We start from the raw sequence: 23,397 nt of genomic DNA on the forward strand, positions 1-23,397 counted from the left end.
TCGGTGCCGAAATTAGCGGCGGGTGCCGTAGTTCGGCGCCTCCGCCGTCATCATGATGTCGTGCGGGTGGGATTCCTTGAGGCCGGCCGGGGTGATCCGGACAAACTTGCCCTTCTGCTTCAGCTCTTCGATGGTGCGCGCACCGGTATAGAACATGGTCTGGCGCAGGCCGCCCACCAGCTGGTGAGCGACGGCGGACAACGGACCCCGGTAGGGAACCTGGCCTTCAATGCCCTCGGGGATCAGCTTTTCGTCGCTGGGGACATCGGCCTGGAAATAGCGGTCCTTGGAGTAGGACGTGTTCTTGCCGCGGCTCTGCATGGCACCGAGCGAACCCATGCCGCGGTAGGACTTGAACTGCTTGCCGTTGACGAAGACCAGGTCCCCCGGGCTTTCGGCGGAACCGGCCAGCAGGCCGCCCAGCATGACGGTGTCTGCGCCGGCAACGATGGCCTTGCCGATATCGCCGGAGTACTGGAGGCCGCCGTCGGCGATCACCGGCACGCCCGCCGGGATGGCGGCTTTGGCAGCTTCGTAGATGGCGGTGATCTGAGGAACGCCCACTCCGGCCACCACGCGGGTGGTGCAGATGGATCCGGGACCCACGCCCACCTTGATGGCGTCGGCGCCGGCGTCGATCAGGGCCTGGGCACCTTCGCGGGTGGCTGCCTGGCCGCCAATGATGTCCACGTGCGCCACCGCCGGGTCCTTCTTCAGGCGGGCAATCATGTCCAGCACGCCTGCACTGTGGCCGTTGGCGGTGTCCACGACGAGGATATCCACGCCGGCGTCAACGAGTGTCATGGCACGCTCATAGCCGTCACCGAAGAAACCGATCGCGGCGCCGACACGCAGCCGGCCTTCCTCGTCCTTGGTGGCCAGCGGGTACTGCTCGGCCTTGTCGAAGTCCTTGACCGTGATCAGGCCCTGCAGGCGGCCGTCGTCGTCGACCAGCGGCAGCTTCTCGATGCGGTGCTTGCCCAGCAGTTCCACGGTTTCTTCGGCGCTGATACCCACGCGGCCGGTGATCAGCGGCATGCGGGTCATGACTTCATGAACCTTGCGGGCGGGGTAGTCGGCACGCGGGATGAAACGGGTGTCGCGGTTGGTCACGATGCCCAGCAGCTTGTCGTCCGCATCCACAACGGGCAGGCCGGAGACACGGAAGTGGGCGCACAGGTCATCCAGTTCCTGCAGGGTGGCGTCCGGGGAGATGGTCACCGGGTTGGTGATCATGCCTGATTCGCTGCGCTTGACGCGGTCCACGTGCTCGGCCTGGTCTGCGATGGACAGGTTGCGGTGGATGACACCGAGTCCGCCCTGGCGTGCCATGGCGATGGCCATGCGGGATTCGGTCACCGTGTCCATCGCGGCCGAAAGCAGCGGTGTCTGGACGGTGATCCGCTTGGACAGGCGGGAGGAGGTGTCCGCCTCGGACGGAATGACGTCCGTGGGGCCGGGCAGCAGCAGGACGTCGTCGTACGTCAGGCCGATGAAGCCGAACGGGTCATGCTCTGTGGACTGCTGGCTCAAAACTGCGCCTCTTTCGCGGAAGGACCGGAGGGATGGGGAAAACGCCGGAAAAAGGACCGGCTGGCTTCCTTACATCCTAAAACGAAAGACCGCCGGTCCCTATTCCAAATCCTTACTGGTGGCATCACTCACAGCCGGGCATGCAAAAGGCCCCGGTGCCGCAGCAAAATACTGCTGCAGCGCCGGGGCCTCTGTGTCACCTAGTGCTGGTGGCCGTGATCTTCTTCGTCATCGGCAGGCTTCTCCACCACAAGTGCCTCGGTGGTGAGGACCAGGGCGGCGATGGATGCGGCGTTGCGCAGCGCCGAACGGGTGACCTTGACCGGGTCAATGATGCCGGCCTCGATCAGGTTCTCGTATTCGCCCGTCGCGGCGTTGAAGCCGTTGTTGACCTCAAGGTCAGTGACCTTGGCGACAACAACCATGCCCTCGGCGCCCGCGTTCTCGGCGATCCAGCGCAGCGGCTGTGCCAGGGCGCGGCGCACCAGACCGACGGCGGTGGCGGCGTCGCCTTCCAGCTTCAGCACCTCCGCGTCGGTGTCCAGGGCCTTGGCAGCGTGGACCAGTGCGGAACCGCCGCCGGCCACGATGCCCTCTTCCAGGGCCGCACGCGTCGAGGACACGGCGTCTTCGATGCGGTGCTTCTTTTCCTTGAGCTCCACCTCGGTGGCTGCGCCAACCTTGATGACGCCAATGCCGCCGGAGAGCTTGGCCAGGCGTTCCTGCAGCTTCTCGCGGTCCCAGTCGGAGTCCGTGCGCTCGATCTCGGCACGGATCTGAGCCACGCGGTCAGCGACGTCGGCTTCGGAGCCGGTTCCGTCGACAATCGTGGTGCTGTCCTTGGTAACCGTGATGCGGCGGGCGGAGCCCAGCACCTCAAGGCCAACCTGGTCCAGCTTCAGGCCCAGATCCGGGGAGACAACCTGCGCACCCGTGAGGGTGGCGATGTCCTGCATCATGGCCTTGCGGCGGTCACCGAATCCGGGTGCCTTGACGGCAACCACGTTCAGGGTGCCGCGGATCTTGTTGACCACCAGGGTGGACAGGGCTTCGCCTTCAATGTCCTCGGCAATGATGAACAGCGGCTTGGAGGTCTGCAGCGCCTTTTCAAGCAGGGGCAGGAACTCGGCAACCGAGGAGATCTTGCCGGAGTTGATCAGGATCAGCGCGTCTTCGAGGACGGCTTCCTGGCGCTCCGGATCAGTGACGAAGTACGGGGACAGGTAGCCCTTGTCGAACTGCATGCCTTCGGTGATGACCAGTTCGGTCTGCGTCGAGGAGGATTCCTCGATCGTAATGACGCCGTCCTTGCCGACGGTGTCAAAGGCCTTGGCCAGCAGTTCGCCAATCTCCATGCTCTGGGCGGAGATGGCAGCTACGTGGGCAACCTGGTTGCCCTCAACTTCCTTGGCGTTTTCCAGCAGCCGTGCAGCTACCGCTTCCACGGCCGTCTCCATGCCGCGCTTCAGCTGGCCCGGAGCGGCGCCTGCAGCAACGTTGCGCAGGCCTTCCTTGACCAGGGCCTGAGCCAGCACCGTGGCGGTGGTGGTACCGTCACCGGCGACATCGTTGGTCTTGGTGGCTACTTCCTTGGCCAGCTGGGCACCGAGGTTCTCATACGGATCATCCAGCTCGACTTCACGGGCGATGGTCACGCCGTCGTTCGTGATGGTGGGAGCGCCCCAGGTCTTGGCGAGCACTACGTTGCGGCCGCGCGGGCCGAGGGTCACCTTGACGGCGTTGGCCAGCTTGTCGACGCCGGCCTCCAGCGAGCGGCGGGCGGAGTCGTTGAACTCCAATTGCTTTGCCATGTGTGTGTCCTTTCCGACAGCTACATCTGCACCTGCATCAGAAAACCCCGGCCAGATTGGCCGGGGTCTTCCTTTTTCAACTACTTAACGACGATGGCCAGTACGTCGCGGGCGGACAGCACCAGGTATTCGGAGCCGCCGTGCTTGACTTCGGTTCCGCCGTACTTGGAGTAGATGACAACGTCACCTTCGGAAACATCCACGGGAACGCGGTTGCCGTTGTCGTCAACGCGGCCGGGGCCTACTGCAACAACTTCGCCCTCCTGGGGCTTTTCCTTTGCAGTGTCCGGAATGACGAGGCCGGAAGCAGTGGTCTGCTCGGCTTCGAGGGGGCGGACAACAATGCGATCCTCAAGGGGCTTAATAGAGACCGACACTCGGGCTCTCCTTTGCGTAGTTACTAACGGATAGGGACCGTCGGTGGGCGCTGGCCGTCGTCGCGGTGCCGGTTGGCGCTTCCCTCAGGAATTAGCACCCTCACAGGGAGAGTGCTAGCTCCGACTTTATGCAAGGGCTGGCACTCGGTCAAGGTGAGTGCCAATTTACTTTGCCGCGTCATGATGCCCCGTAACCAAAGCCCGCTCACCGGGACATAAAAGTTGCTTAGCCTCACCTAACCCTGTAGTTTTCAAAGGCGCGCAAAATTAGCAAACATTTATATGTCCTAAATACGCAAACATCTGTGTCCTATTGGCGGGCCTCCCCCGCCGGGCCGGACGATAGACCCGAACAGCTGGAGCCCCTGACGTGAAGAAAACCCTCAAGTCCCGCCTTGTCGCCGGGACCGCCCTCGCCTCCCTCCTGGCCCTGAGCGCCTGCGGATCAGACAGTTCGGCCAACGCGGACGCCACCGCCGATGCGTCCGAGCCCACCATGGTTACCGTTGAACACACCCAGGGCACCACCGAAGTTCCCGTGAACCCGGAGACTGTCTACACGTTCGACCTCGGCGCATTGGACACCCTGGATGCCCTGGGTATCGAGGTTGACGGCGTTCCCGCCGCAAACTTCCCCGAAAGCCTCTCCAAGTACGGCTCCGATGACTACACCAAGATCGGCAGCATGAAGGAGCCCGACTTCGAGGCCATCAGCGCCGGCGCCCCCGATCTGATCATCATGTCCGGCCGCACCGCTGACTCCTACGAAGAATTCTCCAAGATCGCGCCCACGATCAACCTCAGCACCGACGCTGCGGATCCGTGGAATTCCTTCATCTCCAACACCGAGATCATCGGTGACATCTTCGGCAAGGAAGCCGAAGTTGAAGAGAAGCTCGCTGCACTCGAGACCAAGGTGGAAGACACCAAGGCAACCGCCGCCGACGCCGGCAACGGCCTCATCATCATGACCAGCGGCGGCGAAATGACCGCTTACGGTGAAGGTTCACGCTTCGGCCTGATCCATGACGTCCTTGGGGTTGCCACCGCTGCCGACATCAAGTCCGAAGCACAGCACGGTGAATCCGTGTCCTTCGAATACGTTGCCGAGATCAACCCGGACAACCTGTTTGTCATCGACCGCGACGTCGCTGTGGGCAATGCGGGTGAAGTTGCCTCCGCTGTACTGGACAACGAACTCGTGATGGGCACCAAGGCCGCCAAGAATGACCGCATCACCATGCTCGATTCCTCCAGCTGGTATCTCGTGGGTTACGGCCTGAACAATGTTGACTCCATGGTCAGCGCTGTTCAGGACGGCATCTCCTAACCGTCCAGCCCACCTGCCAATCCTTGCCGGCCGGCCTTCCTCCCCTCCGGGAGCAGGGCCGGCCGGCGGGGGAGACGGAACGCACCATGACCACTGCGCTAATCCCCACCGCCCCGGCAGCCGCCGGGGCCACTGCTGTTTCCGGCCGGCGCCGGTTCCTCGGCCCCGGAGCCAAGCTTCTGCTGGGAGGAACAGCTGTCCTGGTGCTTGCCGTTGTCAGCATGTTTGTCGGCGTGAGCGACGTTTCGCTTCCCGGCCTGCTCTCCGGCGATGAACACGCGTGGGACATCTTTTGGATCAGCCGGGTTCCCCGGACCCTGAGCATCATTCTTGCCGGGATGGCGCTGAGCGTCGCCGGTCTCATCATGCAGCTGATGGCCCGCAACAAGTTCGTGGAGCCGTCCACGGTGGGCACAGTGGAGTCCGCTTCCCTGGGCATCCTGGTGGTCACGGTGTTCCTGCCGGGGGCCTCGCTGTTCCTTAAAATGTCCACCGCAACCGTCTTCGCCGTGGCCGGGACCGCCCTCTTCCTTCTGGTCCTGCGCCGGATTCCGCTGCGCAACACGCTGATCGTTCCCCTCGTGGGAATCATGCTTGGCGGCGTTATTGCGGCTGTGACCACGTTCTTCGCCTACCGGTTCGACCTGCTGCAGACCCTGAATTCCTGGATGGTCGGAGATTTCTCCGGCGTACTGCGCGGGCGCTACGAACTGCTCTGGATTGTAGGCGCCCTGACCCTGATCGGTTATTTGGCAGCTGACCGCTTCACCGTCGCAGGCATGGGCCAGGAGTTCACCACCAACCTGGGCCTGAACTACAACCGGGTGATGACGCTGGGCCTCATCATCGTGTCCCTGATCAGCGCCGTCGTGGTTGTCAGCGTCGGCTCGGTGCCGTTCCTGGGCCTGATCGTTCCCAACCTGGTCTCGCTGATGATCGGGGACAACGTCCGCCGGGCCATACCGTGGGTCGCCATTTTCGGGGCCGGCTTCGTCCTGGCGTGCGACATCATCGGCCGGACCATCCGCTACCCGTATGAAATTCCGGTGGGGGTCATCGTCTCCGCCATTGGCAGCGCCCTGTTCCTTTACCTGCTCCTGAGAAAGCGCTCCGCCCGTGCCTAGCAGTCCAGTCAGCGCCCTTCCCTCCGCACTTACCGTGCAGCGCCGCCGTCCGGTGCGCAACCTCTCCCCCCGGTTCTGGATCATCCTGCTGTCCTTGGCGGCAGCCGCTCTGGTCGTGGTCTTCATGACCATCGATCTGCGCGGAAACATCGGCTATGTCCTTCCGCGCCGCGCCGTTAAGGTGGGCTCGATGATCCTGGTGGCCTACGCCGTCGGCGTCTCCACCGTATTGTTCCAAACTGTCACCGCCAATCGGATCCTGACGCCCTCGATCATGGGCTTCGACGCCCTGTACGTCTTGATCCAAACCATCCTGGTGTTCACCCTCGGCGGCGGCCTTGTCCTCGCCATGTCCGATCCGCTGCGTTACGGCATGGAAGTTGCCCTGATGGTGGGGTTCTCGTTCCTGCTGTACCGGTGGCTTTTTACCGGCGGCGGCAAGTCCCTCCATCTGATGCTGTTGGTGGGCATTGTGCTGGGCACGCTGTTCCGGGGTGTGTCCTCGCTGCTGCAGCGGCTGATCGAGCCCAGCGAGTTCATCATCCTGCAGGACCTGTTTTTTGCGTCCTTCAACAACGTCGACGCCAAGCTGCTTGGCTACTCGCTGATCGCTGCAGCCATCGTTACAGTTCCGGCCTGGCGCCTGCGGCACTCACTCGATGTGCTGTCGCTGGGCCGGGAAACCTCGATCAACCTGGGCATCAACCACAAACGCACGGTGACGCTGGTGCTGGTGATCTGCTCGGTGCTCGTTGCGGTGTCCACCGCTCTGGTGGGGCCGGTTACCTTCTTCGGTCTGCTGGTGGCTTCCCTGGCTTACCAGCTTTGTTCGCATTTCAAGCACGCCGCTGTTGTCCCCATCGCAGTGCTGCTGGGCATCATTGCCCTGGTGGGCGGCCAACTGGTCCTGGAGCGCGTGTTTGCGTTCGATACAGCCCTGAGCATTGTCATTGAATTTGTCGGCGGGATCGTCTTTTTGATCCTGCTCCTGAAAGGCTCCATCAAATGATCTCCGTCAACGGCGTCACCAAAAAATATGCCGGCACCACCGTTGTTGATGAGGTGAGCTGCCATATCAAAGAAGGCGGAGTTACCTCGATCATTGGCCCCAACGGTGCCGGCAAGTCCACGCTGCTCTCTATGATCAGCCGCCTGCTGCCCGCTGACGCGGGAACGGTGACTGTGGACGGCCTCGACGTCGTGAAAACACCGGGTAAGGACCTGGCCAGGAAGATGGCCATCCTGCGGCAGGACAACCATCTCACCGTGCGGCTGACCGTTCGCGATCTGGTCGGCTTCGGACGGTACCCGCACAACGGCGGGCGTCCGACGTCGGTGTGCCGGGAGAAGATAGAGCAGTCCCTGGCTTTCCTGGACCTGTCGGATCTGGCGGACAGGTTTGTTGACGAGCTCTCCGGCGGTCAACGGCAGCGTGCATTTATTGCCATGGTGCTGGCCCAGGACACCGACTACCTGCTGTTGGATGAGCCGTTGAACAACCTGGACATGAAGCACTCCGTGGAAATGATGCGGCTGCTGCGCCGGCTCACCGACGAGCTCGGCAAGACGGTGGTACTGGTCATCCACGACATCAATTTCGCTTCCTGCTATTCCGACGACATTATTGCCATGGCCAACGGCAGGCTCCTGCACCAGGGGCCGCCGTCCATGATCATGCGGCCCGAGGTCCTGAAGGATATCTACGAAATCGATATCCGGATCGAAGAGATCGAGGGCAACCGGATAGGCGTGTACTTCGCCTAGCCGTTGAAGCCCGGCACCTCGGGCAACCGGAGCGGAATCCCTTCCACAGCGGCGTGGATGAACCGCACCAGCATGTCCCAGACGACGGCCGAGGACATGGGTTCGAGACGCACGGTGCGGCCCTGCTCCTGATATCCATCACCGGGTGAAAGCCGGTATTGCCCGGCCGCCCCGGCGTTCACCCAGCCGAACCACCCGCCGGTTTGTTCGTTCAGGATCTGCCATTCGGCCCACGGTTGCTGCCACATCTGCCCCGCAGCTTGATCCAGGGTCTTCGGTGCCGGGGTCCGCGCCGACTTGAGCCGGGCCTCATAGTGGTCCATGCCCAGCACCACCGGCTCGTGCGGGATACTCCAGCCCGGAGAAAGACCTGCCCAGTCTGCAATCCGCTTAGGCACCATGTTGGCCTGCATAATGCTGGCGGCTACATCATCGGGTTCAAAGGCCGCCGACGCAGCCGGGAACAGCGACGGCCCGGCAGTGATCTTCCCAAGTCCGCCGCCAATCCAGGCCTGCAGCACTGAGCCTCCCGCTGCGTTGGATGCTTCCACTTGAAAGGAAGCATCCAGCTTCCGGACGGGCAGGAGGAACTGTTCCCCTGCCGGAGTCAGCTTTGCTGCAGCCGTAAGCAGACCTGCGGCTTGGAGCGTCGCCACAGACGGATCCTTCCGTTGAAACCGCCCCAACCGGTCCCTCACCAAAAGCGTATCGAGCAGTTCCAGGGCCGGAATCGGCAGCAGCCTTCCGCCTTCCCGATAGGGTTGTGCTGCAGCGATGCTGCCCAAATCCTCCAACTCGGCACCCGCGCACCGGGAGGCATAATCATCCAGCCGGGGCTCCTGCGGGGCTATCCGATCGATGTCACGCCGGCCCTCCCGGACGGCCTGGCTACCGGGCATATCCCGGACGGCGGTGTTGATCCGGATATCCCGGACCATCTGTTCAAACAGGAGTTTCATTCCGGTGTGCTGCTCAATGGTGTAGCTAGCGGTTGCCTCCATGACGAACCCGTCATCCATCCAGATCCAGCGGTCCACGCAGACCGGATGCCGGCCTGCCCGGTGGACAAACCGCTGCCTGCGGCCGCTGCCCTCCGTGCCCAACGCCTCCGGACTCCAGAGATCGTTGGAGAGAATCCGAACGTCCTGGAACTCCTCGAGCGTTGAGGCCAGTGCCGCCGTCGCGAACCGGGCAATGGAAATCCCGTCTGCCGGTCCCCCGCGCAACACCATGTTGGGCCGGAAGTCTCCATCCGTCACCGGCGGATGAGCTACTGCCAGGACCCCGGCTTCCGTCTCGACCCGCTCCCAGCCATCCGGACGCGGCAGGTTGAAAGCGTGCAGGCGCTCGTAGCTGAATCCCTGGGCAGCCGCCGTCATCGTTTGTCCTTCCCCTTGACGTACTGCCTGATGCGCCGAACCTTGCCGCGGGCCTTGAGCCGGTCAGCCTCCTTCAACCACGCCGGTTGCATAAACTTGGGCATCCAGAGCCAGCCAAGCATCCCTATGCCCTGGCAGGCGAACGTCAGCAGGGCATAGGGAACAAAAATGATGTCGCTGGAGGTTATTTCCCGGAAGTTCGAAGCCGGCAGAAGCATGAGCCACATGCCCAGGAAGGTGCAGGCGAGCGAGTGCTTTCCAGGGAACCGGTCATCCAGCGCCGGGGGCACCATCTTTTGTTTGTAGACCAGCAATCCGCCGACGAAGAGCAGCAGCCCGAAGGGGAACATAACGGCGAAGAGTGCCCAGTCGTTCGTTTCAGTTTCCATGTCTCATCCCTTGCCTAGCTGAGCACTGCATTGGTGTGAAGCCCGGACTATCGGCCAAAGAGCTTGTTCCAGCAGTCGGCAACCGCATCCGCTGCTCCCCGTGCCGCCTTGCCCGCGTCAGACTTCATCAGGTTTGATTCCATGAAACCGTCCACCAGGTCCAAGGCAGTGTCCGCGGCTGCATCCTTGATGGTGCGGTTGTCCAGGAAACCGAATTCGAGGGAGGTGACAACCGAAATACCGATGCCGATCGCGGCACCTGCCACTGTCCCCGCCGGTCCCCCTATTGCGCTCCCGATGAGGGCGCCGGTCCCGGCCGCCGCAAGATCGATTCCGGCCTTGGCACTGCCCTTCACCGCTCCCACCGAGTCCGCCCGCTCGTTCAGCTCGTCAGGGTCCATGTCCGGATGGGCCTGCAGGAGTTCGTTATAGGCATCCTGCCGCTCATCGGCGATCGTAAATCCTGCCGTTGCCACTGACAGCATTCCGCCGCCCACTCTGAAAGCAGCAGCGGTCTTAGTCAGCTCGTGCAACCCGCCCATGTCCGGCGCCCACTTCGCTCTGTTGGCCTCCACCCGATTCCTGTAGCCGCGCGAGTGCTTATGAAGCACCGTGCTGACTTTGGGCCTGAGTTCCAACATGTTGGCGGACACCAGCGCCCAGCGGCCGTCGGTCACCCATCGTCCGCGTGCCATGTACCGCACTCGTTCAGCCTCGGTTTCATAGCGGACGTAGACGGGGGAAGGGGTTGAAATTTTCACGACAGTCCGCCGTGACGAGGGCAAGCCGGCGAGTTTACCCGCGGCCCCCGTAGCCACCGTGCCTGTCCGGTCCGTGATGAGGTTAGTGAGGTTATGGTCCCCCAGGACGATGGCAGTCAGCTTGCCCGCCGTCGCTTCCTCCAACAAGGTGTAGTTCCGGGCCAGGACGGCGGCGGAATCCGCTGCTGCGCGCAGCAGAAGCTCCGTTGACGGCAGCGTGGATGCCGTATTCTGATCCGGTTGGTCCGCGGACTCGAGCAGGGCGCAGTTGGCTGCATCAATTTGCACCATCAACGCATCCCGCTGAGCCACAAGCGCCCGGATTCCCTCCGCAAATTCGGCCAGCACGCCGGTGGCCTGCTCCGCACTTTGCGCCAGCAGGCCTGCGTGGGGCAGAACTGCCCCGAAGGCGTCCTGGATTTCCTCGGCGCCGTCACCGCGATAGTGCGCATTCAGCTGCACCCACGTGGCCGCAGCCCGCTCCACGCTCCTGAGATAGGCCCGGCCGCCGGCGCCGATCCCCGGTGCGGCACCCTCGACGGCATCCGGAGAAGGCCAATCGAAAAGTCCGGAGGTGTCAACGGACATCAGCGGGTCCCGGTCAGCGAAGGTGCCCGGCAGATCCCCGATTGCAGCTGTGCCAAACTCGCCCCGGCTGCATCGGCCATCGCCCGGTCCGCCTCGGAGATGATGTTCACTGCTTGACGGACCCCGGCAACCGCATTGCCGATCCTCGTCTCGGCCGCATCTGCCTGGAGCAGCAGCGTATTGGACCAAAGCTCTTCCAAAGCCCGCACCACTACGCCCGAGCCGCTGGAACACGCCCACTGCGCATCCGTGACCCTGGTCCGCAGCGTGGACGACGAAGCTGCCCTGGCCTCGTCGTCCTCGACCTGCGCGAGAATACGCTCGCAACCCTCGGCATTTACGCTGTAATTGCCCAGCAGCATGGTTCCCACTCCCCTAGTCCGTTCCGTCCTGCCCTCAACCTAGGGGGTTCCCCGAACCCGGTCCACGGATGCATCACCCGGTGTGGATAACCTCCCCTTATCCTTCGGCTGCAAGCCAATCAGGAGTGTCCCGCGAGCTAATTGGGCTCAGGCGGCGGCAGTATTTCCTGTTCGCATTGCGGCGCGCCGCAGGCCTCTCCTACGTTGAGTGTTCGGCCAACTGGTCAGGCACACCGAGGAAGGTTTCCATGGAGCCCAAGCTGCGCGTCGTCGCCCAATTCGACATAGATCTCCGGAAGGTGCGTTTGGTGGTCAGGGGCCGTGTCACCGAGCAGAACAGCAGGGTGCTGTATGTGCTGGCGCGGCGGGCCAACGCCACCTTGCCTGGCCTCAACGTAGTGCTTGACCTGCATCTGGCGACAATTACTCCTGCTGCTCTCAACGACCTTCGCCTCAGTTCCGAAACCGGTGCGCTGCCCCTGCTGACCGGGCATAAGCAGGAACTACTGGCTCCGCAGCAGCTGAGCATCCTGGCCCCTGCCGCCTGAGACTCTGAGGTTCAGGCGCTATAGGTCCGACGGCGCCGCCCGCACTGCAGCCAGCCGCGTCACGGCCTCCGTCAGTACCTCCGGGGAGCAGGCAAAGTTCAGCCGGACAAACCCCGTGCCCTGCCGACCAAATTTGAGGCCTGATTCCAGTGCAACACGTCCCTGTTCCAGGGCCACTGCCGCCGGATCCCCACCCCAGCCCACGCCCCTGAAATCCAGCCACGCGAGATAGCCGGCCAAGGGAGGACGGTAGACAATCTCGGGCAGATACGCAGACAGGAGCTCGGCCAGCAGTTCCCGGTTCTCCGCAAGGGAGTTCAGCACCGCCGTCAGCCACGGTCCGCCGTCGTCATAAGCTGCCACGGAGGCATGCAGGCCCAGGATGGAGGTCCGGGCCGAGACCTCCTCGGGCATCGAATCCAGCTGCAGCCGCGTGCGCTCGCTCGAGGCCACCATGACCGCACATTTGGTTCCGGCAATGTTCCACGCTTTGCTGGCTGCGCTGACGCAGATGCCATATTCCCGTGCCGCGTCGGAGACTGAGAGGTAAGGCGTAAAGGAACGCGGGTCATAGGCCAGCGGGGCATGGATTTCATCGCTGATGACCGCGACTCCGTATTTCGCTGACAAATCGGCGAGCGCCCCCAGGGTTTCGGCAGAGTGCACCAGCCCCAGCGGATTGTGCGGGTTGCACAGCAGCAGGGCATCAGCGCCCCTGGCGAACGCTCGTTCCAGTGCCGGAAGGTCCAGTTGCCATCCTGTGCCGGTGAGTAGAAGGGGAACCTCCACCACTGAAGCGTCGGCCTCCAGCGGCAGCTCAAAGAAGGGCGGATACACCGGCGGCGTGATCACCACCGAACCGTCCACCGGGACGGTCTGGCGCAGGCACTCGACAATGGCCACGCTGACATCAGTGGTGGTCCGGACATCCCCGGGATCCACCTGCCAGTCCCAGGTCCGCCGCGCGTATCCGGCGAATGCATCGGCCACCGGTTCCGGTCCGGCGACATAGCCGGTATCCGAGGCCAGCACCCGGCCGATAATCGCCTGCTGCACCGGTTCAGCCAGCGGATAGTCCATCTCTGCCACAAACAGCGGCAGGACATCTGCCGGGTAGGTCTGCCACTTATAGCTGGTGCGTGTACGCAGTACGGACAGCGGCTCGGCCTCGATCTTCCTCATGCCGCCCAACCTACAGCTAACGTGCCCGGCCGCAGAAGAACTAGGCTGGTAGTCATGCCGGATACTTCGCTTGCCCATGTCCTGACGTCCGAAGGCTGGGAACTGCTGAACTCCCTTGGCCCGTATCTGGAGTCCGAATCCTTCAAGCTCAACACTGACCTGCGTAAGGCCGGGCACTCCCCCGACGTGGTTGCCGCCGTCCTGACCCAGGCCAAGCTGCGGATGAAAGCACGGACCAAGTTCGGGCCGTTCGCCGAGCACATGCTGTTCACCGCGCCCGGGCTGGAACAGGCCACCCGGCTAAACGTGGCCGCCCTGCATGCCCAGCGCTACGTCCAGGCCGGCCTGGACAAAGTTGCCGACCTGGGCTGCGGGATCGGCGCCGATTCCCTGGCCCTGGCCACCCTGGACCGGCAGGTCACCGCCGTCGAACTTGATGAGATCACTGCTGCCGCCGCCACCATCAATCTCATGCCCTGGCCCAACGCAAAGGTGGTTCAGGGCGCTGCCGAGGAGTTCGATCTGGACGGGTTCGACGGCGTGTGGCTGGATCCGGCCCGCCGGACCACGTCCACCTCCGGGACCACCCGCATCTTTGATCCGGAAGCTTTCTCCCCGCCGCTGTCCTTCGTGGAGTCCCTGGCCGACCGCGGCCTGCCGGTGGGCGTGAAGATGGGTCCGGGCATTCCGCACGATGGCCTGCCGGCAAACTGTGAAGTGCAGTGGGTCTCAGTGGACGGTGACGTTACCGAGGCGACCCTATGGTTCAACGCCCTGCGCCGCGACGGCGTCCGCCGCGCAGCGTTGGTGATTGGCCCGGAGGGTGCCGCCGAGCTCACCTCGCCGGTGGATTACGACGCCGGTGCCCAGGACGTGGGCATTGGTCCGGTGGATGCCTACCTGTACGAGCCCGACGGTGCGGTGATCCGCGCGGGCCTCGTCGCCGACGTCGCGCGTTCCCTGGGCGGGCACCTGCTGGATCCGCACATTGCCTACATTGGTGCACCCGAGCTGCTGCAGACTCCGTTTGCCCGCGCCTACAGGGTGCTCGAGGTCCGCCCGTACAACGTCAAGGCCCTCAAGGCCTGGGTGAAGGCCAACGGAATCGGTGTGCTGGACATCAAGAAGCGCGGCATGTCCGTGACGCCAGAGGAACTGCGCAAGCAGCTGCTCACCGGTTCCGGCAAGGGGCCCAACAAAGCAACCCTGGTGCTGACGCGCCTGGGCGAGGACCGGGTGGCCATCGTGGTGGAACCGGTGGCGCTGCCCGCCGCGTAGGTTCCGCAGCCTACGCGCGGGAGAATTCGCTGGCCTCCCGCACCTGCTCCGGAGTGGGCCGCACCCCGGTGTACAGCACGAACTGTTCCTCTGCTTGGATGGCAATGACTTCCGCACCTGTAATTACGGGCTTTCCTGCGGCTCGGGCTGCAGTGATGAGCGGCGTTTCGGCCGGGAGTGCGACGACGTCGAACACTGTGCGTGCCGCAGCGATGGCCGGGTCAGTGAATGCCTGAACGGTTTCATGCTCGCCGGTCATTCCCAGCGGCGTGACGTTGAGGAGCAGGTCTGCGGTGTTTTCACCCTGAACGGGCTGCCAGTTGAAGTCGTAAAGATCGGCGAGTGCCCGCCCGGCAGCCTCGTTGCGGGCCACGATTGTCACGTCCGTGAAACCGGCATCCCGCAGCGCTGCGGCAACGGCTTTGGCCATGCCTCCCGATCCCCGGAGCAACACAGACCAGGACGCCGGCACGTGGTGGTCCCGCAGAAGCCGGGAGATGGCCAGGTAGTCGGTGTTGTAGGCGGTGAGGACGCCGTCGTCGTTCACTATCGTATTCACTGAATGGATGGCTTCGGCGGACGGATCCAAGCGGTCCACGAGTGCTATGACGTCCTCCTTGTACGGCATGGACACCGCACACCCCCGGATCGGCAGGCCGCGCACGCCCATGATGGCCTGGGCCAGGTCCGCAGGGGCAAACGCCTTGTAGACATAGTTCAGGTCGAGCAGGTCATACAGGTAATTGTGGAAGCGCGTACCAATGTTTGACGGCCGGGCAGCGAGGGAGATGCACAGGGTCATGTCTTTGTTCAGGATGGGCATCCTCCCATTATGTCGGGGTATCCCGGCGGTGCGGCAGGTCCGGGATTAGGAGTGAGTGAACGGAATACCCCTCTCCCGCGGCTAGGATTGGATCCGGGTTCTCTACCGCAACGCTGCGGAAACCGAGTTCCTCCAACAGCTACATATACAGCAGGAGACAGTTTGGAAATCGGTTTCGCCCAGTCGGCACAATCAACCCTTGGCGTTGAATGGGAGCTGGCACTTGTCGACCGGAACACCGGGGAACTGGTGTCCGTTGCCGACGAGGTTCTGCGCGGCGTCAGCGCCGCGCATCCCGGGATCAGTGAAGGTGACGAGCACCCGCACATCAAGCAGGAACTGCTCGAAAACACCGTAGAGCTGGTGACCGGTGTGTGCAACACCGTTGCTGACGCCAAAGCTGACCTGACCCGTTCCCTCGAGGCACTGCGCCGGGTGACCGATCCCATGGGCGTGGAGCTGTTCTGCTCCGGTTCCCATCCGTTCAGTGCCCCGCGCTCGCAGCCGGTCACCGACAAGGAACGCTACGCGAAACTGATTGACCGCACGCAGTGGTGGGGCCAGCAGATGCTCATCTACGGGGTTCATGTCCACGTGGGTCTGGACAGCCGGGACAAGGTGCTTCCGGTGCTTGACGGCCTGGTCAACTACTTCCCGCACTTCCAGGCGCTGTCCGCTTCCTCGCCTTACTGGTCCGGCGAGGACACCGGTTACGCCTCCCAGCGTGCCCTGATGTTCCAGCAGCTGCCCACAGCCGGCCTTCCCTTCCAATTCGGCTCCTGGGCCGAGTATGAGTCCTACGTTCAGGACATGTTCACCACCGGAGTGATCGACTCGATCAGCGAGATCCGTTGGGACATCCGACCTGTGCCGGGCCTGGGCACCATTGAAATGCGGGTCTGCGACGGAATGGCCACCCTGCAGGATGTTGGCGCCGTGGCAGCCCTGACCCAGTGTTTGGTGGACGAGTTCTCCACCATCCTGGACAACGGCGGCAGCATCCCGACCATGCCTCCGTGGCACGTTCAGGAAAACAAATGGCGTGCGGCCCGGTATGGCCTCGACGCCATCATCATCCTTGATGCTGCCGGCAACGAGAAGCTGGTGACGGACCATTTGCTGGAGGATGTCCTCCCCCGCCTGGCTCCTGTTGCGGAGAAGCTTGGCTGTTCTGCCGAGCTGGCGGACGTGGCATCGATCATTGAACGCGGTGCCGGCTACCAGCGGCAGCGCCGCATTGCTGCAGAGAACGACGGCGATTTGCGCGCGGTGGTGCAAGACGGAATCCGACAGCTGCGCGGCGAAGCCTGACCTCAGGCAGAACCATGGACGCTCACCCGGGCATGCCACCAGTAAAGTAAAGCCCGGCGTGGCCAGATTCGAGTAATTTACCCGTAATCATCCTCGGTGTCGGGTGTGAGATAACCCACTAAAATAGAACACACGTACGAGGAACTGTCGGGCCGCGAACCACAGGAGACCGTCCGGATCAGCAGGAACCCTGATCCGGACCCTTCCGTGCCGGGCCCGGATCCCGAGAGCTCTGTGCCGGCGGCACCGGCAGCCTTGGCAGCATTGATTGACCAGATCCGGGCACTGGAAGAACTCAAGGCAGCCGCGTCAGCCGCCCAAGCCCGGGCAACAGCCTTGTTCGACGCCATCACCCGCCAAACCCAGGCCGCAGCCGGCGCCCGGGCCGAAGACCTCGGCAAGGGAGTCGGCGCGCAGATCGGATTCGCCCGCCGGGAATCCCCGCACCGCGGAAACCGGCTGCTCGGTCTGGCCCGGATCCTGACCCGGGAAATGCCCCACACCCTGCACGCCCTCACCACCGGGGTCATCAGCGAATGGCGGGCCACCCTCCTGGTCCGTGAAACCGCGTGCCTAACCCGGGAGGACCGGCAGCGCGTGGACGAACTCGTCGCCGGCAACCTCTCCGCCCTGGAACAGCTCGGCGACCGGCAGCTCATCGCCCGGATCAAAACCCTCGCCTACTCCCTGGACCCGCACTCCGTGGTGAACCGGACCGCCAAAGCCACCGCGGAACGGTTCGTGTCCTGCCGTCCGGCACCGGACACCATGACCTACGTGACCGCCCTGCTGCCCGTGGCCCAGGGAGTGGGCGTTTACGCGGCGCTGACCCGGGAAGCGGACCGGCAGCGCGCTGCCGGAGATCCCCGGACCAAGGGCCAGATCATGGCCGACACCTTCGTGGAACGCACCACCGGACAAGCCCGGGCCGAAGACGTGCGGATCGAGGTGCAGCTGATCATGACGGACCGGGCCCTGCTCGCCGGATCCGCGGAACCGGCCGTGCTGCCCGGTCACGGCATGATCCCGGCACAGACTGGCCGGAACCTCGTCCGGGGCGGATCGGACACCCAATGCACGCCTGGCCCGGACATCCAACCCGACAAGACCGTTCGCACCTGGCTGCGGCGGCTTTACAGGGAACCGTCCACCGGGCAGCTCGTGGGAATGGATTCCCGGGCACGGCTGGTACCGTCCGGGCTGGCACGGTTCATTGCGGTCCGCGATCAGGTCTGCCGGATGCCGTGGTGCGGAGCGCCGATCCGGAACTTCGACCACATCCGCCCCTTCCACGAAGCCGGACCCACCACAGCGGACAACCTGCAGGGACTGTGCGAGGCCTGTAACCAGGCCAAAGAAGCACCCGGCTGGAAGGCCACAGTTGTCACCGAGCCCCCGATCCAACCGCATACGGTCGAAACGCGCACACCCACCGGCCACGTCTACCGATCTACCGCGCCGCCCCCGCCTGGAACCGTACGCTGGCCCGGACGTTCCGTGTCCGAGCCCCTGTCCCTGCCCATATCCCTGGTAAGCAAACCTGTCCGACTAAGAAAACCTGTCCGGTTGGGATTCTGCTAACCTCGGCTGTCATTGGTTGGCGTGGGCTAACAAGCTGGCTACGGAAGCCGGTTAGGCGAGCTGATTAGAGATGGACGCTCGTGACCGGCATGGATGGATCCGGCGCGAAAGTGATACCCGAGGGCTCGGCCCCCGCCATCACCACTTGCGCCCCCAGGGCAGCAACCATTGCACCGTTGTCCGTGCACAGGGAAATGGGCGGCACGCGCAGGGAAATGCCCTTGGCCTCGCAGCGCTGCCTCGTCAGCTCGCGGAGCCGGGAGTTGGCCGCCACTCCCCCGCCCAGCAGGAGATTTGTGATGCCGTGTTCCGTGCAGGCAAGGACCGCCTTGGCGGTGATGACATCCACCACGGCTTCCTGGAAGGAAGCAGCAATGTCGGCCACGGGAAGTTCTTCACCCGCAGCTTCATATGCTTCAACGCAGCGGGCAACTGCAGTCTTCAGTCCCGAGAAGGACCAGTCATAGCGGTGCGGGCCGGGCTCTTCTGCAGAACCCATGTACTTGGGCTGAGTCAGTCCGCGGGGAAAACGGATGGCCTTGGGATTTCCCTGCCGGGCCAGCTTGTCGATGGCCGGTCCGCCCGGATAACCGAGCCCAAGGATGCGGGCAACCTTGTCATAGGCTTCGCCGGCAGCGTCATCGATGGTGGAACCGAGCAGCTGCACATCACCGGTCAGCGACTTCACGCGCAGGATCTCCGTGTGGCCCCCGGATACCAGCAGGGCGCCGAGATTGTCCGGCAGGGTTCCGCCGTCGAGCACGCCCACGCCCACATGGGCCACCAGGTGATTTATCGCGTACAGCGGCTTACCTGTGGCAACGGCGAGCGCCTTGGCAGCGCAGACACCCACCATCAGTGCTCCGGCCAGTCCCGGCCCGGAGGTCACGGCGATCGCATCCACTTCGGCCAGGGTTACTCCGGCCTCGTCCAGGGCCTGCTGCAGCGTGGGCACGAAGGCGTCCAGATGTGCACGGGAGGCGATCTCCGGAATCACGCCGCCAAAACGGACGTGCTCATCCATCGACGAGGAAACGGTGTTGGTCAGCAGCTGGTCGCCGCGGACAATCCCGACTCCGGTTTCGTCACAGGATGATTCGATGCCAAGCACCAGGGGGTCGGTGCGGTTCATTTCGGGTCCTTCGTTGTTGCGTGCGGGGACCCGTTCCACGTGGAAAGGTCCAGCCGCATGATGAGTGCGTCGGCGCCGTCACGGTAGTAGCGCGGACGGATGTGGATTTGCTCGAATCCGAACCAGCGGTAGAGCCGCTGGGCCCGGGGGTTGTCCGCCCGCACTTCCAGCAGCACGTCGTCAGCTCCGCGGGCTTTGGCCTCTTCGATGAGCGTGGTCAGGAGTGCAGAGCCGATGCCGGCGCCTTCAGCCTCGGGCGCGACGGCGATGGTCTGCACATCGGCTATGGGCAGCACGCACATGAGTCCGGCGTACCCAATCACCGTGCCGCGGCTGTCCACGGCGACGTAATAGGAACGGGTATCTGCTTGGTTCAGCTCGTCGTAGAACATTTGCAGCGGCCACGCATCCACCGGGAACAGGGCCCGCTCGAGTGCGTCCACGGCGGCGATATCGTCAACGGTCATGGTCCGGATCTTCGCGGGCACGGCAGCGGTATGGCCGGTCACAGCGCGCGCTTCCGCGGGCCTGGCACCTTGGCATCGGATTCGCGCAGGTACAGCGGAGTGCTGTCCAGCAGTGGAAGGCCGCGGACCAGCCGCACGACGGCGGTGCGGCCGAGGGCTTCCGCGGTGGGCTGGGTGCCGGCAAAGTCAGCGACACCGCGCAGGACCTCAGGGTACAACCCGGCCCCGGCACCGTAGGCCGGCAGGTCCGGCACCTCTGCTGGATCGCTCACGAACGGCCCGGCCAGGAGTTCGGGTGTCCCTCCGGTGCTGCGGTAATGCGCCCAGTAGACTTCCTTGCGCCGGGCATCGGTGGCCACGACAAATTCGTCAATGCCCAGCCGCCAGGCGTCCAGGGCTGCGTCAGCCGCAATCGCGTCCAGGCTCATCACTCCATGCACGGGTTTCTGCCACGCGAAGCCGAGGGTACGCGCTGTGGCAATGCCGGAGCGGAGCCCCGTAAACGGTCCGGGACCAACTCCCACCACTACGGCGTCGATGTCAGCGGCGGTGACGCCCGCTGTTTCCATCAGGTTCCGGATACCCGGTGCCAGCACTTCGGCGTGGGAACGGGTGTCCTGCGTGGCGAACGCGGCCAGGGTCTCCCCTTCCCCGGTCAGCAGTGCCGCACTGGCAATAGCGGAGGTGTCAATAGAGAGAATAAGCACGGTGCCTATTTTACGTCCCCTTTTGCTCCGCATTTTGCGTCCCGGACCGGTCGAAGCCCGACGGCAGGTCAGGAAAGGCGGTTGTCCTTCCACCGCGGGCCGTAGGCGGCGAACCGGATCACCCGTTCTTCATCAGGATCATCGTCGTACTCGAAGCTCAGGCCGGCGGCTTCCTGCACCGGGTGGCCTGTCTCCTGCCCACCCACGGTGCCGCCGCCGGTGGGACGCAGGAGCGTCACCTCCAGCCGGCTGTCCGACAGGTGTTCCACCAGGCCCCGGCCCCACTCGACCACGGTGACGGAGGTATCCATCGTGTTTTCCAGGTCAATGTCATCAATCTCACCGCTGGACCCGAGCCGGTAGGCATCCACGTGCACCAGATCGGGTCCGTCCGCCAGGCTCGGATGGATGCGCATCAGCACGAAGGTTGGGGAAATGATTCCGGGCCGGACACCGAGCCCGCGGCCCAGGCCCTGGGTGAAAGTGGTTTTACCGGCTCCGAGTTCGCCCGTCAGCAGCAGGAGGTCACCTGCGGCCAGCCGGTGACCCAGCTGCTCGGCCACGGCCTGTGTCTGCAGGGCATCCGTAGTGCGGATTTCTTCTTCCCATACGGGTTCAGCTGCGCCGGTGTCAGCGAACTCTCCACTCATAGCCCGGCCTCCTCGGAATCGGTGTACTTACGCTGAACGCGGGAGCTGATCCTGGTAATGATCTCGTAGTTGATGCTTCCGCAGGCCTCCGCCCATTCATCCACGGAAGGCATTCCCACACCGCCGAACAGCACTGCTTCCCGGCCCACGAGGTCTTTGCCGGTTCCTGCAATGCCGGTGGCCTTAAGGTCTATCACCATCTGGTCCATGGCTATCCGGCCGACTACCGGGTAAACATTGCCGTCCACCCAAACGGGACCGCCCGTGCCCACGCGGGGGACGCCGTCGGCATAGCCCAAGGGAACCAGCGCCAGTGTGGTGGGCTCCTGCGTGGTGTAACGAAGCCCATAGGACACACCCTGCCCGGCGGGAACCTCCTTGCAGTTGGCGATGGTGGTCTTCAGGGTCATGGCCGGGCGCAGGCCCAGCTCGTCGGGTGACTGCTCCGGAAAGGGCGACAGACCGTACATGCCCAACCCAACCCGCACCATGTCAAAGTGGGAATCGGGGCGGGAAAGTGCTGCGGGAGTGTTAGCGATGTGCCGCACTTCATGGTCCACTCCGGCGTCTTCGGCAACTGCCACGGCGGTGCGGAACTTCTCCAGCTGCAGGTCAGTCTCCGGCCTTTCCGGTTCATCTGCCACGGAAAAGTGGGAGAAGATTCCGACGACGCGCAGCAGCCCCTCCTCCTGATAGGCCAGGGCCCGGCCAACGAACGCTTCCCATTTGTCCTCGGGGCAGCCGTTGCGGCCAAGGCCGGTGTCGATCTTCAGGTGCACCCGTGCCGGAATCTGCAGTTCCCGTGCAGCGGCCACGACTGACTCCAGTTCCCATCCCGAAAGTCCCAAATCAACGTTGGCAGCCACTGCCTCGGCAAAGGGGGTGTCCACGGTATGCAGCCAGGCCAGAATCGGAGCTGAGATGCCGGCGCTTCGCAGCGCGAGCGCTTCGGAAATATGGGCGACACCAAGCCAAGTGGCTCCGGCTTCCAATGCTGCGCGTGCCACCTGCTCCGCGCCGTGGCCGTACGCATCAGCCTTGACGATTGCCATCACGCGGGCCGGACTGGTGAGCCGGACAAAGTGGCGGACGTTGTGCCGCACGGCGGCTAGATCTATGAGGGCGAGGCGTTCAGCGGGAGGAGGTACTTGTTGGTCGTTCACCAGACCATTCTTTCATTTCCCGCACTGTACCGGCGCCGGTCGGGTCGCCCGTGAGGCTGCAACCGGTGGAACCGGCTGCAGCCTCACCTGTTAGGCGTCCAGAGCCGAGGCCCACAAATTGATGTTGGAGTCCACCGCATACTCGTCGATGCTGGCCAGTTCCTCGGCGGTGAAGTCGAGGCGATTCACTGCCGCAAGGCTGTCCTCAAGCTGACGGACGCTGGAGGCACCCACCAGCGCCGATGTGACGGCACCGCCTCCGGACTGCGGCCGCAGCACCCAGGCAATAGCCATCTGGGCCAGCGTCTGGCCGCGGGATTCCGCCAGGTCGTTCAGTGCCCGCACCCGCCGCAGGTTGTCCTCGGACAGCTGGGACTTCTCCAGCGATTTCCCGGCCGCGGCGCGGGAATCCTCGGGCACCCCGTTCAGGTACTTGCTGGTCAGCAGACCCTGCGCCAACGGGCTGAAGGCGATGGAGCCCGCCCCGGCTTCCTCCAAAGCAGCGAACAGGTTCGGGTCCCCCTGCTCAACCCAGCGGTTCAGCATGGAGTAGGAGGGCTGGTGAATCAGCAGCGGAGTTCCCATGTCGCGCAGGATCCGCGCAGCTTCAATGGTCTTCTCCGGCGAGTAGGACGAGATGCCGGCGTACAGGGCCCGGCCGGAGCGCACGGCGGTGTCCAGTGCTCCCATGGTCTCTTCCAGCGGCGTCTCGGGATCGGGACGGTGGCTGTAGAAAATGTCCACGTAGTCCAGGCCCATGCGTTCCAGGGACTGGTCCAGGCTCGCGAGCAGGTACTTGCGGGACCCCCAGTTGCCGTAGGGACCGGGCCACATGTCGTAGCCCGCCTTCGAGGAGATGACCAGTTCATCCCGGTACGGACGGAAATCGTCCTTGAAATGGCGTCCAAAGTTGGTTTCCGCCGAGCCGTAGGGCGGGCCGTAGTTGTTCGCCAGATCGAAATGGGTCACGCCCAGATCAAACGCCCGGCGCAGGATGGCACGCTGGGTCTCGAAGTTCTTATCGTCGCCAAAGTTGTGCCACAGTCCAAGCGATACAGCGGGCAGCTGCAGCCCGCTGCGTCCGACGCGGCGGTAGGGCATGGAATCGTAGCGGTTTTCCGCAGCAATGTAGGTCAT

Annotated in this window: 23 protein-coding genes; 8 read left to right on the forward strand and 15 right to left on the reverse strand. The window is 63.9% G+C overall.

What is annotated here, in order from left to right; genetic code table 11:
- Nucleotides 1-12: 12 nt before the first annotated feature.
- The 3 genes from guaB to groES all read right to left on the reverse strand — a co-directional run bounded on the left by guaB (nucleotide 13) and on the right by groES (nucleotide 3,721).
- A complete protein-coding gene (gene guaB, locus KG104_RS14065) occupies nucleotides 13-1,533 on the reverse strand; it encodes an IMP dehydrogenase (protein WP_104052682.1) in 1,521 nt (506 codons plus the stop codon).
- A 200-nt stretch (nucleotides 1,534-1,733) separates the two neighbouring features.
- Nucleotides 1,734-3,344: a chaperonin GroEL gene (gene groL, locus KG104_RS14070; protein WP_104052683.1), complete on the reverse strand. Its 1,611-nt coding sequence runs from the start codon at nucleotides 3,342-3,344 to the stop codon at nucleotides 1,734-1,736.
- A gap of 80 nt (nucleotides 3,345-3,424) precedes the next feature.
- Complete coding sequence (gene groES, locus KG104_RS14075; RefSeq protein ID WP_104052684.1) at nucleotides 3,425-3,721, reverse strand: co-chaperone GroES; 297 nt, start codon at nucleotides 3,719-3,721, stop codon at nucleotides 3,425-3,427.
- A gap of 370 nt (nucleotides 3,722-4,091) precedes the next feature.
- Between groES and KG104_RS14080 the strand changes: the two genes are divergently transcribed.
- The 4 genes from KG104_RS14080 (at nucleotide 4,092) to KG104_RS14095 (ending at nucleotide 7,939) form a co-directional block, all read left to right on the forward strand.
- The gene (locus KG104_RS14080; RefSeq protein ID WP_104052685.1) at nucleotides 4,092-5,051 is read left to right on the forward strand and encodes a siderophore ABC transporter substrate-binding protein; all 960 of its coding nucleotides are present in this window, start codon (nucleotides 4,092-4,094) and stop codon (nucleotides 5,049-5,051) included.
- A gap of 86 nt (nucleotides 5,052-5,137) precedes the next feature.
- Nucleotides 5,138-6,175 carry an ABC transporter permease gene (locus KG104_RS14085; RefSeq protein ID WP_104052686.1) on the forward strand — a complete coding sequence of 346 codons (1,038 nt, stop codon included), beginning with the start codon at nucleotides 5,138-5,140 and terminating at the stop codon, nucleotides 6,173-6,175.
- Complete coding sequence (locus KG104_RS14090) at nucleotides 6,168-7,184, forward strand: iron chelate uptake ABC transporter family permease subunit (protein WP_207347917.1); 1,017 nt, start codon at nucleotides 6,168-6,170, stop codon at nucleotides 7,182-7,184. The genes KG104_RS14085 and KG104_RS14090 overlap by 8 nt, the downstream gene beginning before the upstream one ends.
- On the forward strand, nucleotides 7,181-7,939 hold the full coding sequence (locus tag KG104_RS14095; RefSeq protein ID WP_104052687.1) for an iron ABC transporter ATP-binding protein: 759 nt from the start codon (nucleotides 7,181-7,183) through the stop codon (nucleotides 7,937-7,939). Before KG104_RS14090 ends, KG104_RS14095 begins: the two co-directional genes overlap by 4 nt.
- Here the strand turns inward: KG104_RS14095 and KG104_RS14100 are convergent.
- Genes KG104_RS14100 through KG104_RS14115 form a run of 4 tightly spaced genes read right to left on the reverse strand, consistent with a single transcriptional unit; the run spans nucleotide 7,936 to nucleotide 11,427 of the window.
- The gene (locus KG104_RS14100) at nucleotides 7,936-9,318 is read right to left on the reverse strand and encodes a hypothetical protein (RefSeq protein ID WP_104052688.1); all 1,383 of its coding nucleotides are present in this window, start codon (nucleotides 9,316-9,318) and stop codon (nucleotides 7,936-7,938) included. The genes KG104_RS14095 and KG104_RS14100 overlap by 4 nt on opposite strands.
- Nucleotides 9,315-9,707 carry a hypothetical protein gene (locus tag KG104_RS14105; protein WP_104052689.1) on the reverse strand — a complete coding sequence of 131 codons (393 nt, stop codon included), beginning with the start codon at nucleotides 9,705-9,707 and terminating at the stop codon, nucleotides 9,315-9,317. Before KG104_RS14105 ends, KG104_RS14100 begins: the two co-directional genes overlap by 4 nt.
- 47 nt (nucleotides 9,708-9,754) lie before the next feature.
- Entirely contained in the window at nucleotides 9,755-11,056 is a 1,302-nt protein-coding gene (locus tag KG104_RS14110) for a hypothetical protein (protein WP_207347916.1), read from the reverse strand.
- Nucleotides 11,056-11,427: a hypothetical protein gene (locus KG104_RS14115; RefSeq protein ID WP_207347915.1), complete on the reverse strand. Its 372-nt coding sequence runs from the start codon at nucleotides 11,425-11,427 to the stop codon at nucleotides 11,056-11,058. The genes KG104_RS14110 and KG104_RS14115 overlap by 1 nt, the downstream gene beginning before the upstream one ends.
- A gap of 239 nt (nucleotides 11,428-11,666) precedes the next feature.
- Here KG104_RS14115 and KG104_RS14120 point away from each other — a divergent pair, with 239 nt between their 5' ends.
- Nucleotides 11,667-11,966 carry a hypothetical protein gene (locus tag KG104_RS14120; protein ID WP_104052692.1) on the forward strand — a complete coding sequence of 100 codons (300 nt, stop codon included), beginning with the start codon at nucleotides 11,667-11,669 and terminating at the stop codon, nucleotides 11,964-11,966.
- Between the two features lie 18 nt (nucleotides 11,967-11,984).
- Here KG104_RS14120 and KG104_RS14125 read toward each other — a convergent pair whose 3' ends face one another.
- Complete coding sequence (locus KG104_RS14125) at nucleotides 11,985-13,148, reverse strand: MalY/PatB family protein (RefSeq protein WP_207347914.1); 1,164 nt, start codon at nucleotides 13,146-13,148, stop codon at nucleotides 11,985-11,987.
- Between the two features lie 54 nt (nucleotides 13,149-13,202).
- Between KG104_RS14125 and KG104_RS14130 the strand changes: the two genes are divergently transcribed.
- Nucleotides 13,203-14,426, forward strand: coding sequence for a class I SAM-dependent methyltransferase (locus tag KG104_RS14130; RefSeq protein WP_207347913.1), 1,224 nt, complete (start codon nucleotides 13,203-13,205; stop codon nucleotides 14,424-14,426).
- Between the two features lie 10 nt (nucleotides 14,427-14,436).
- Here KG104_RS14130 and KG104_RS14135 read toward each other — a convergent pair whose 3' ends face one another.
- A complete protein-coding gene (locus KG104_RS14135) occupies nucleotides 14,437-15,249 on the reverse strand; it encodes a shikimate 5-dehydrogenase (RefSeq protein ID WP_207347912.1) in 813 nt (270 codons plus the stop codon).
- A 162-nt stretch (nucleotides 15,250-15,411) separates the two neighbouring features.
- Between KG104_RS14135 and KG104_RS14140 the strand changes: the two genes are divergently transcribed.
- Entirely contained in the window at nucleotides 15,412-16,560 is a 1,149-nt protein-coding gene (locus KG104_RS14140) for a glutamate--cysteine ligase (RefSeq protein ID WP_104052696.1), read from the forward strand.
- 264 nt (nucleotides 16,561-16,824) lie between these two features.
- Nucleotides 16,825-18,141 (forward strand): HNH endonuclease, encoded by a 1,317-nt coding sequence (locus KG104_RS14145; protein ID WP_207347911.1) that lies wholly within the window; start codon nucleotides 16,825-16,827, stop codon nucleotides 18,139-18,141.
- A 64-nt stretch (nucleotides 18,142-18,205) separates the two neighbouring features.
- On the opposite strand, the gene tsaD is transcribed toward KG104_RS14145, so the two are convergent.
- The 6 genes from tsaD to mgrA all read right to left on the reverse strand — a co-directional run bounded on the left by tsaD (nucleotide 18,206) and on the right by mgrA (nucleotide 23,397).
- Nucleotides 18,206-19,273 carry a tRNA (adenosine(37)-N6)-threonylcarbamoyltransferase complex transferase subunit TsaD gene (gene tsaD / locus KG104_RS14150; protein ID WP_104160447.1) on the reverse strand — a complete coding sequence of 356 codons (1,068 nt, stop codon included), beginning with the start codon at nucleotides 19,271-19,273 and terminating at the stop codon, nucleotides 18,206-18,208.
- Nucleotides 19,270-19,740: a ribosomal protein S18-alanine N-acetyltransferase gene (gene rimI / locus KG104_RS14155; RefSeq protein WP_104160697.1), complete on the reverse strand. Its 471-nt coding sequence runs from the start codon at nucleotides 19,738-19,740 to the stop codon at nucleotides 19,270-19,272. The genes tsaD and rimI overlap by 4 nt, the downstream gene beginning before the upstream one ends.
- 38 nt (nucleotides 19,741-19,778) lie before the next feature.
- Nucleotides 19,779-20,447 carry a tRNA (adenosine(37)-N6)-threonylcarbamoyltransferase complex dimerization subunit type 1 TsaB gene (gene tsaB, locus KG104_RS14160; protein ID WP_104101566.1) on the reverse strand — a complete coding sequence of 223 codons (669 nt, stop codon included), beginning with the start codon at nucleotides 20,445-20,447 and terminating at the stop codon, nucleotides 19,779-19,781.
- Between the two features lie 68 nt (nucleotides 20,448-20,515).
- Nucleotides 20,516-21,097 (reverse strand): tRNA (adenosine(37)-N6)-threonylcarbamoyltransferase complex ATPase subunit type 1 TsaE, encoded by a 582-nt coding sequence (gene tsaE / locus KG104_RS14165; protein WP_207347910.1) that lies wholly within the window; start codon nucleotides 21,095-21,097, stop codon nucleotides 20,516-20,518.
- On the reverse strand, nucleotides 21,094-22,260 hold the full coding sequence (gene alr, locus KG104_RS14170) for an alanine racemase (protein ID WP_237688602.1): 1,167 nt from the start codon (nucleotides 22,258-22,260) through the stop codon (nucleotides 21,094-21,096). Before alr ends, tsaE begins: the two co-directional genes overlap by 4 nt.
- A gap of 90 nt (nucleotides 22,261-22,350) precedes the next feature.
- Nucleotides 22,351-23,397 (reverse strand): L-glyceraldehyde 3-phosphate reductase, encoded by a 1,047-nt coding sequence (gene mgrA, locus KG104_RS14175; RefSeq protein WP_207347909.1) that lies wholly within the window; start codon nucleotides 23,395-23,397, stop codon nucleotides 22,351-22,353.

Source organism: Arthrobacter sunyaminii, assembly GCF_018866305.1.
Taxonomy (GTDB): domain Bacteria; phylum Actinomycetota; class Actinomycetes; order Actinomycetales; family Micrococcaceae; genus Arthrobacter_B; species Arthrobacter_B sunyaminii.

Bases quoted from the DNA above. Each gene is read 5' to 3' on its own strand.
- KG104_RS14130 (WP_207347913.1), top strand. From the start codon at position 13,203: ATGCCGGATACTTCGCTTGCCCATGTCCTGACGTCCGAAGGCTGGGAA.
- KG104_RS14110 (WP_207347916.1), bottom strand. From the start codon at position 11,056: ATGTCCGTTGACACCTCCGGACTTTTCGATTGGCCTTCTCCGGATGCC.
- KG104_RS14125 (WP_207347914.1), bottom strand. From the start codon at position 13,148: ATGAGGAAGATCGAGGCCGAGCCGCTGTCCGTACTGCGTACACGCACC.
- KG104_RS14100 (WP_104052688.1), bottom strand. From the start codon at position 9,318: ATGACGGCGGCTGCCCAGGGATTCAGCTACGAGCGCCTGCACGCTTTC.
- KG104_RS14085 (WP_104052686.1), top strand. From the start codon at position 5,138: ATGACCACTGCGCTAATCCCCACCGCCCCGGCAGCCGCCGGGGCCACT.
- groL (WP_104052683.1), bottom strand. From the start codon at position 3,344: ATGGCAAAGCAATTGGAGTTCAACGACTCCGCCCGCCGCTCGCTGGAG.
- tsaE (WP_207347910.1), bottom strand. From the start codon at position 21,097: ATGAGTGGAGAGTTCGCTGACACCGGCGCAGCTGAACCCGTATGGGAA.
- KG104_RS14095 (WP_104052687.1), top strand. From the start codon at position 7,181: ATGATCTCCGTCAACGGCGTCACCAAAAAATATGCCGGCACCACCGTT.
- mgrA (WP_207347909.1), bottom strand. From the start codon at position 23,397: ATGACCTACATTGCTGCGGAAAACCGCTACGATTCCATGCCCTACCGC.
- KG104_RS14120 (WP_104052692.1), top strand. From the start codon at position 11,667: ATGGAGCCCAAGCTGCGCGTCGTCGCCCAATTCGACATAGATCTCCGG.
- KG104_RS14105 (WP_104052689.1), bottom strand. From the start codon at position 9,707: ATGGAAACTGAAACGAACGACTGGGCACTCTTCGCCGTTATGTTCCCC.
- rimI (WP_104160697.1), bottom strand. From the start codon at position 19,740: ATGACCGTTGACGATATCGCCGCCGTGGACGCACTCGAGCGGGCCCTG.
- tsaD (WP_104160447.1), bottom strand. From the start codon at position 19,273: ATGAACCGCACCGACCCCCTGGTGCTTGGCATCGAATCATCCTGTGAC.
- KG104_RS14135 (WP_207347912.1), bottom strand. From the start codon at position 15,249: ATGCCCATCCTGAACAAAGACATGACCCTGTGCATCTCCCTCGCTGCC.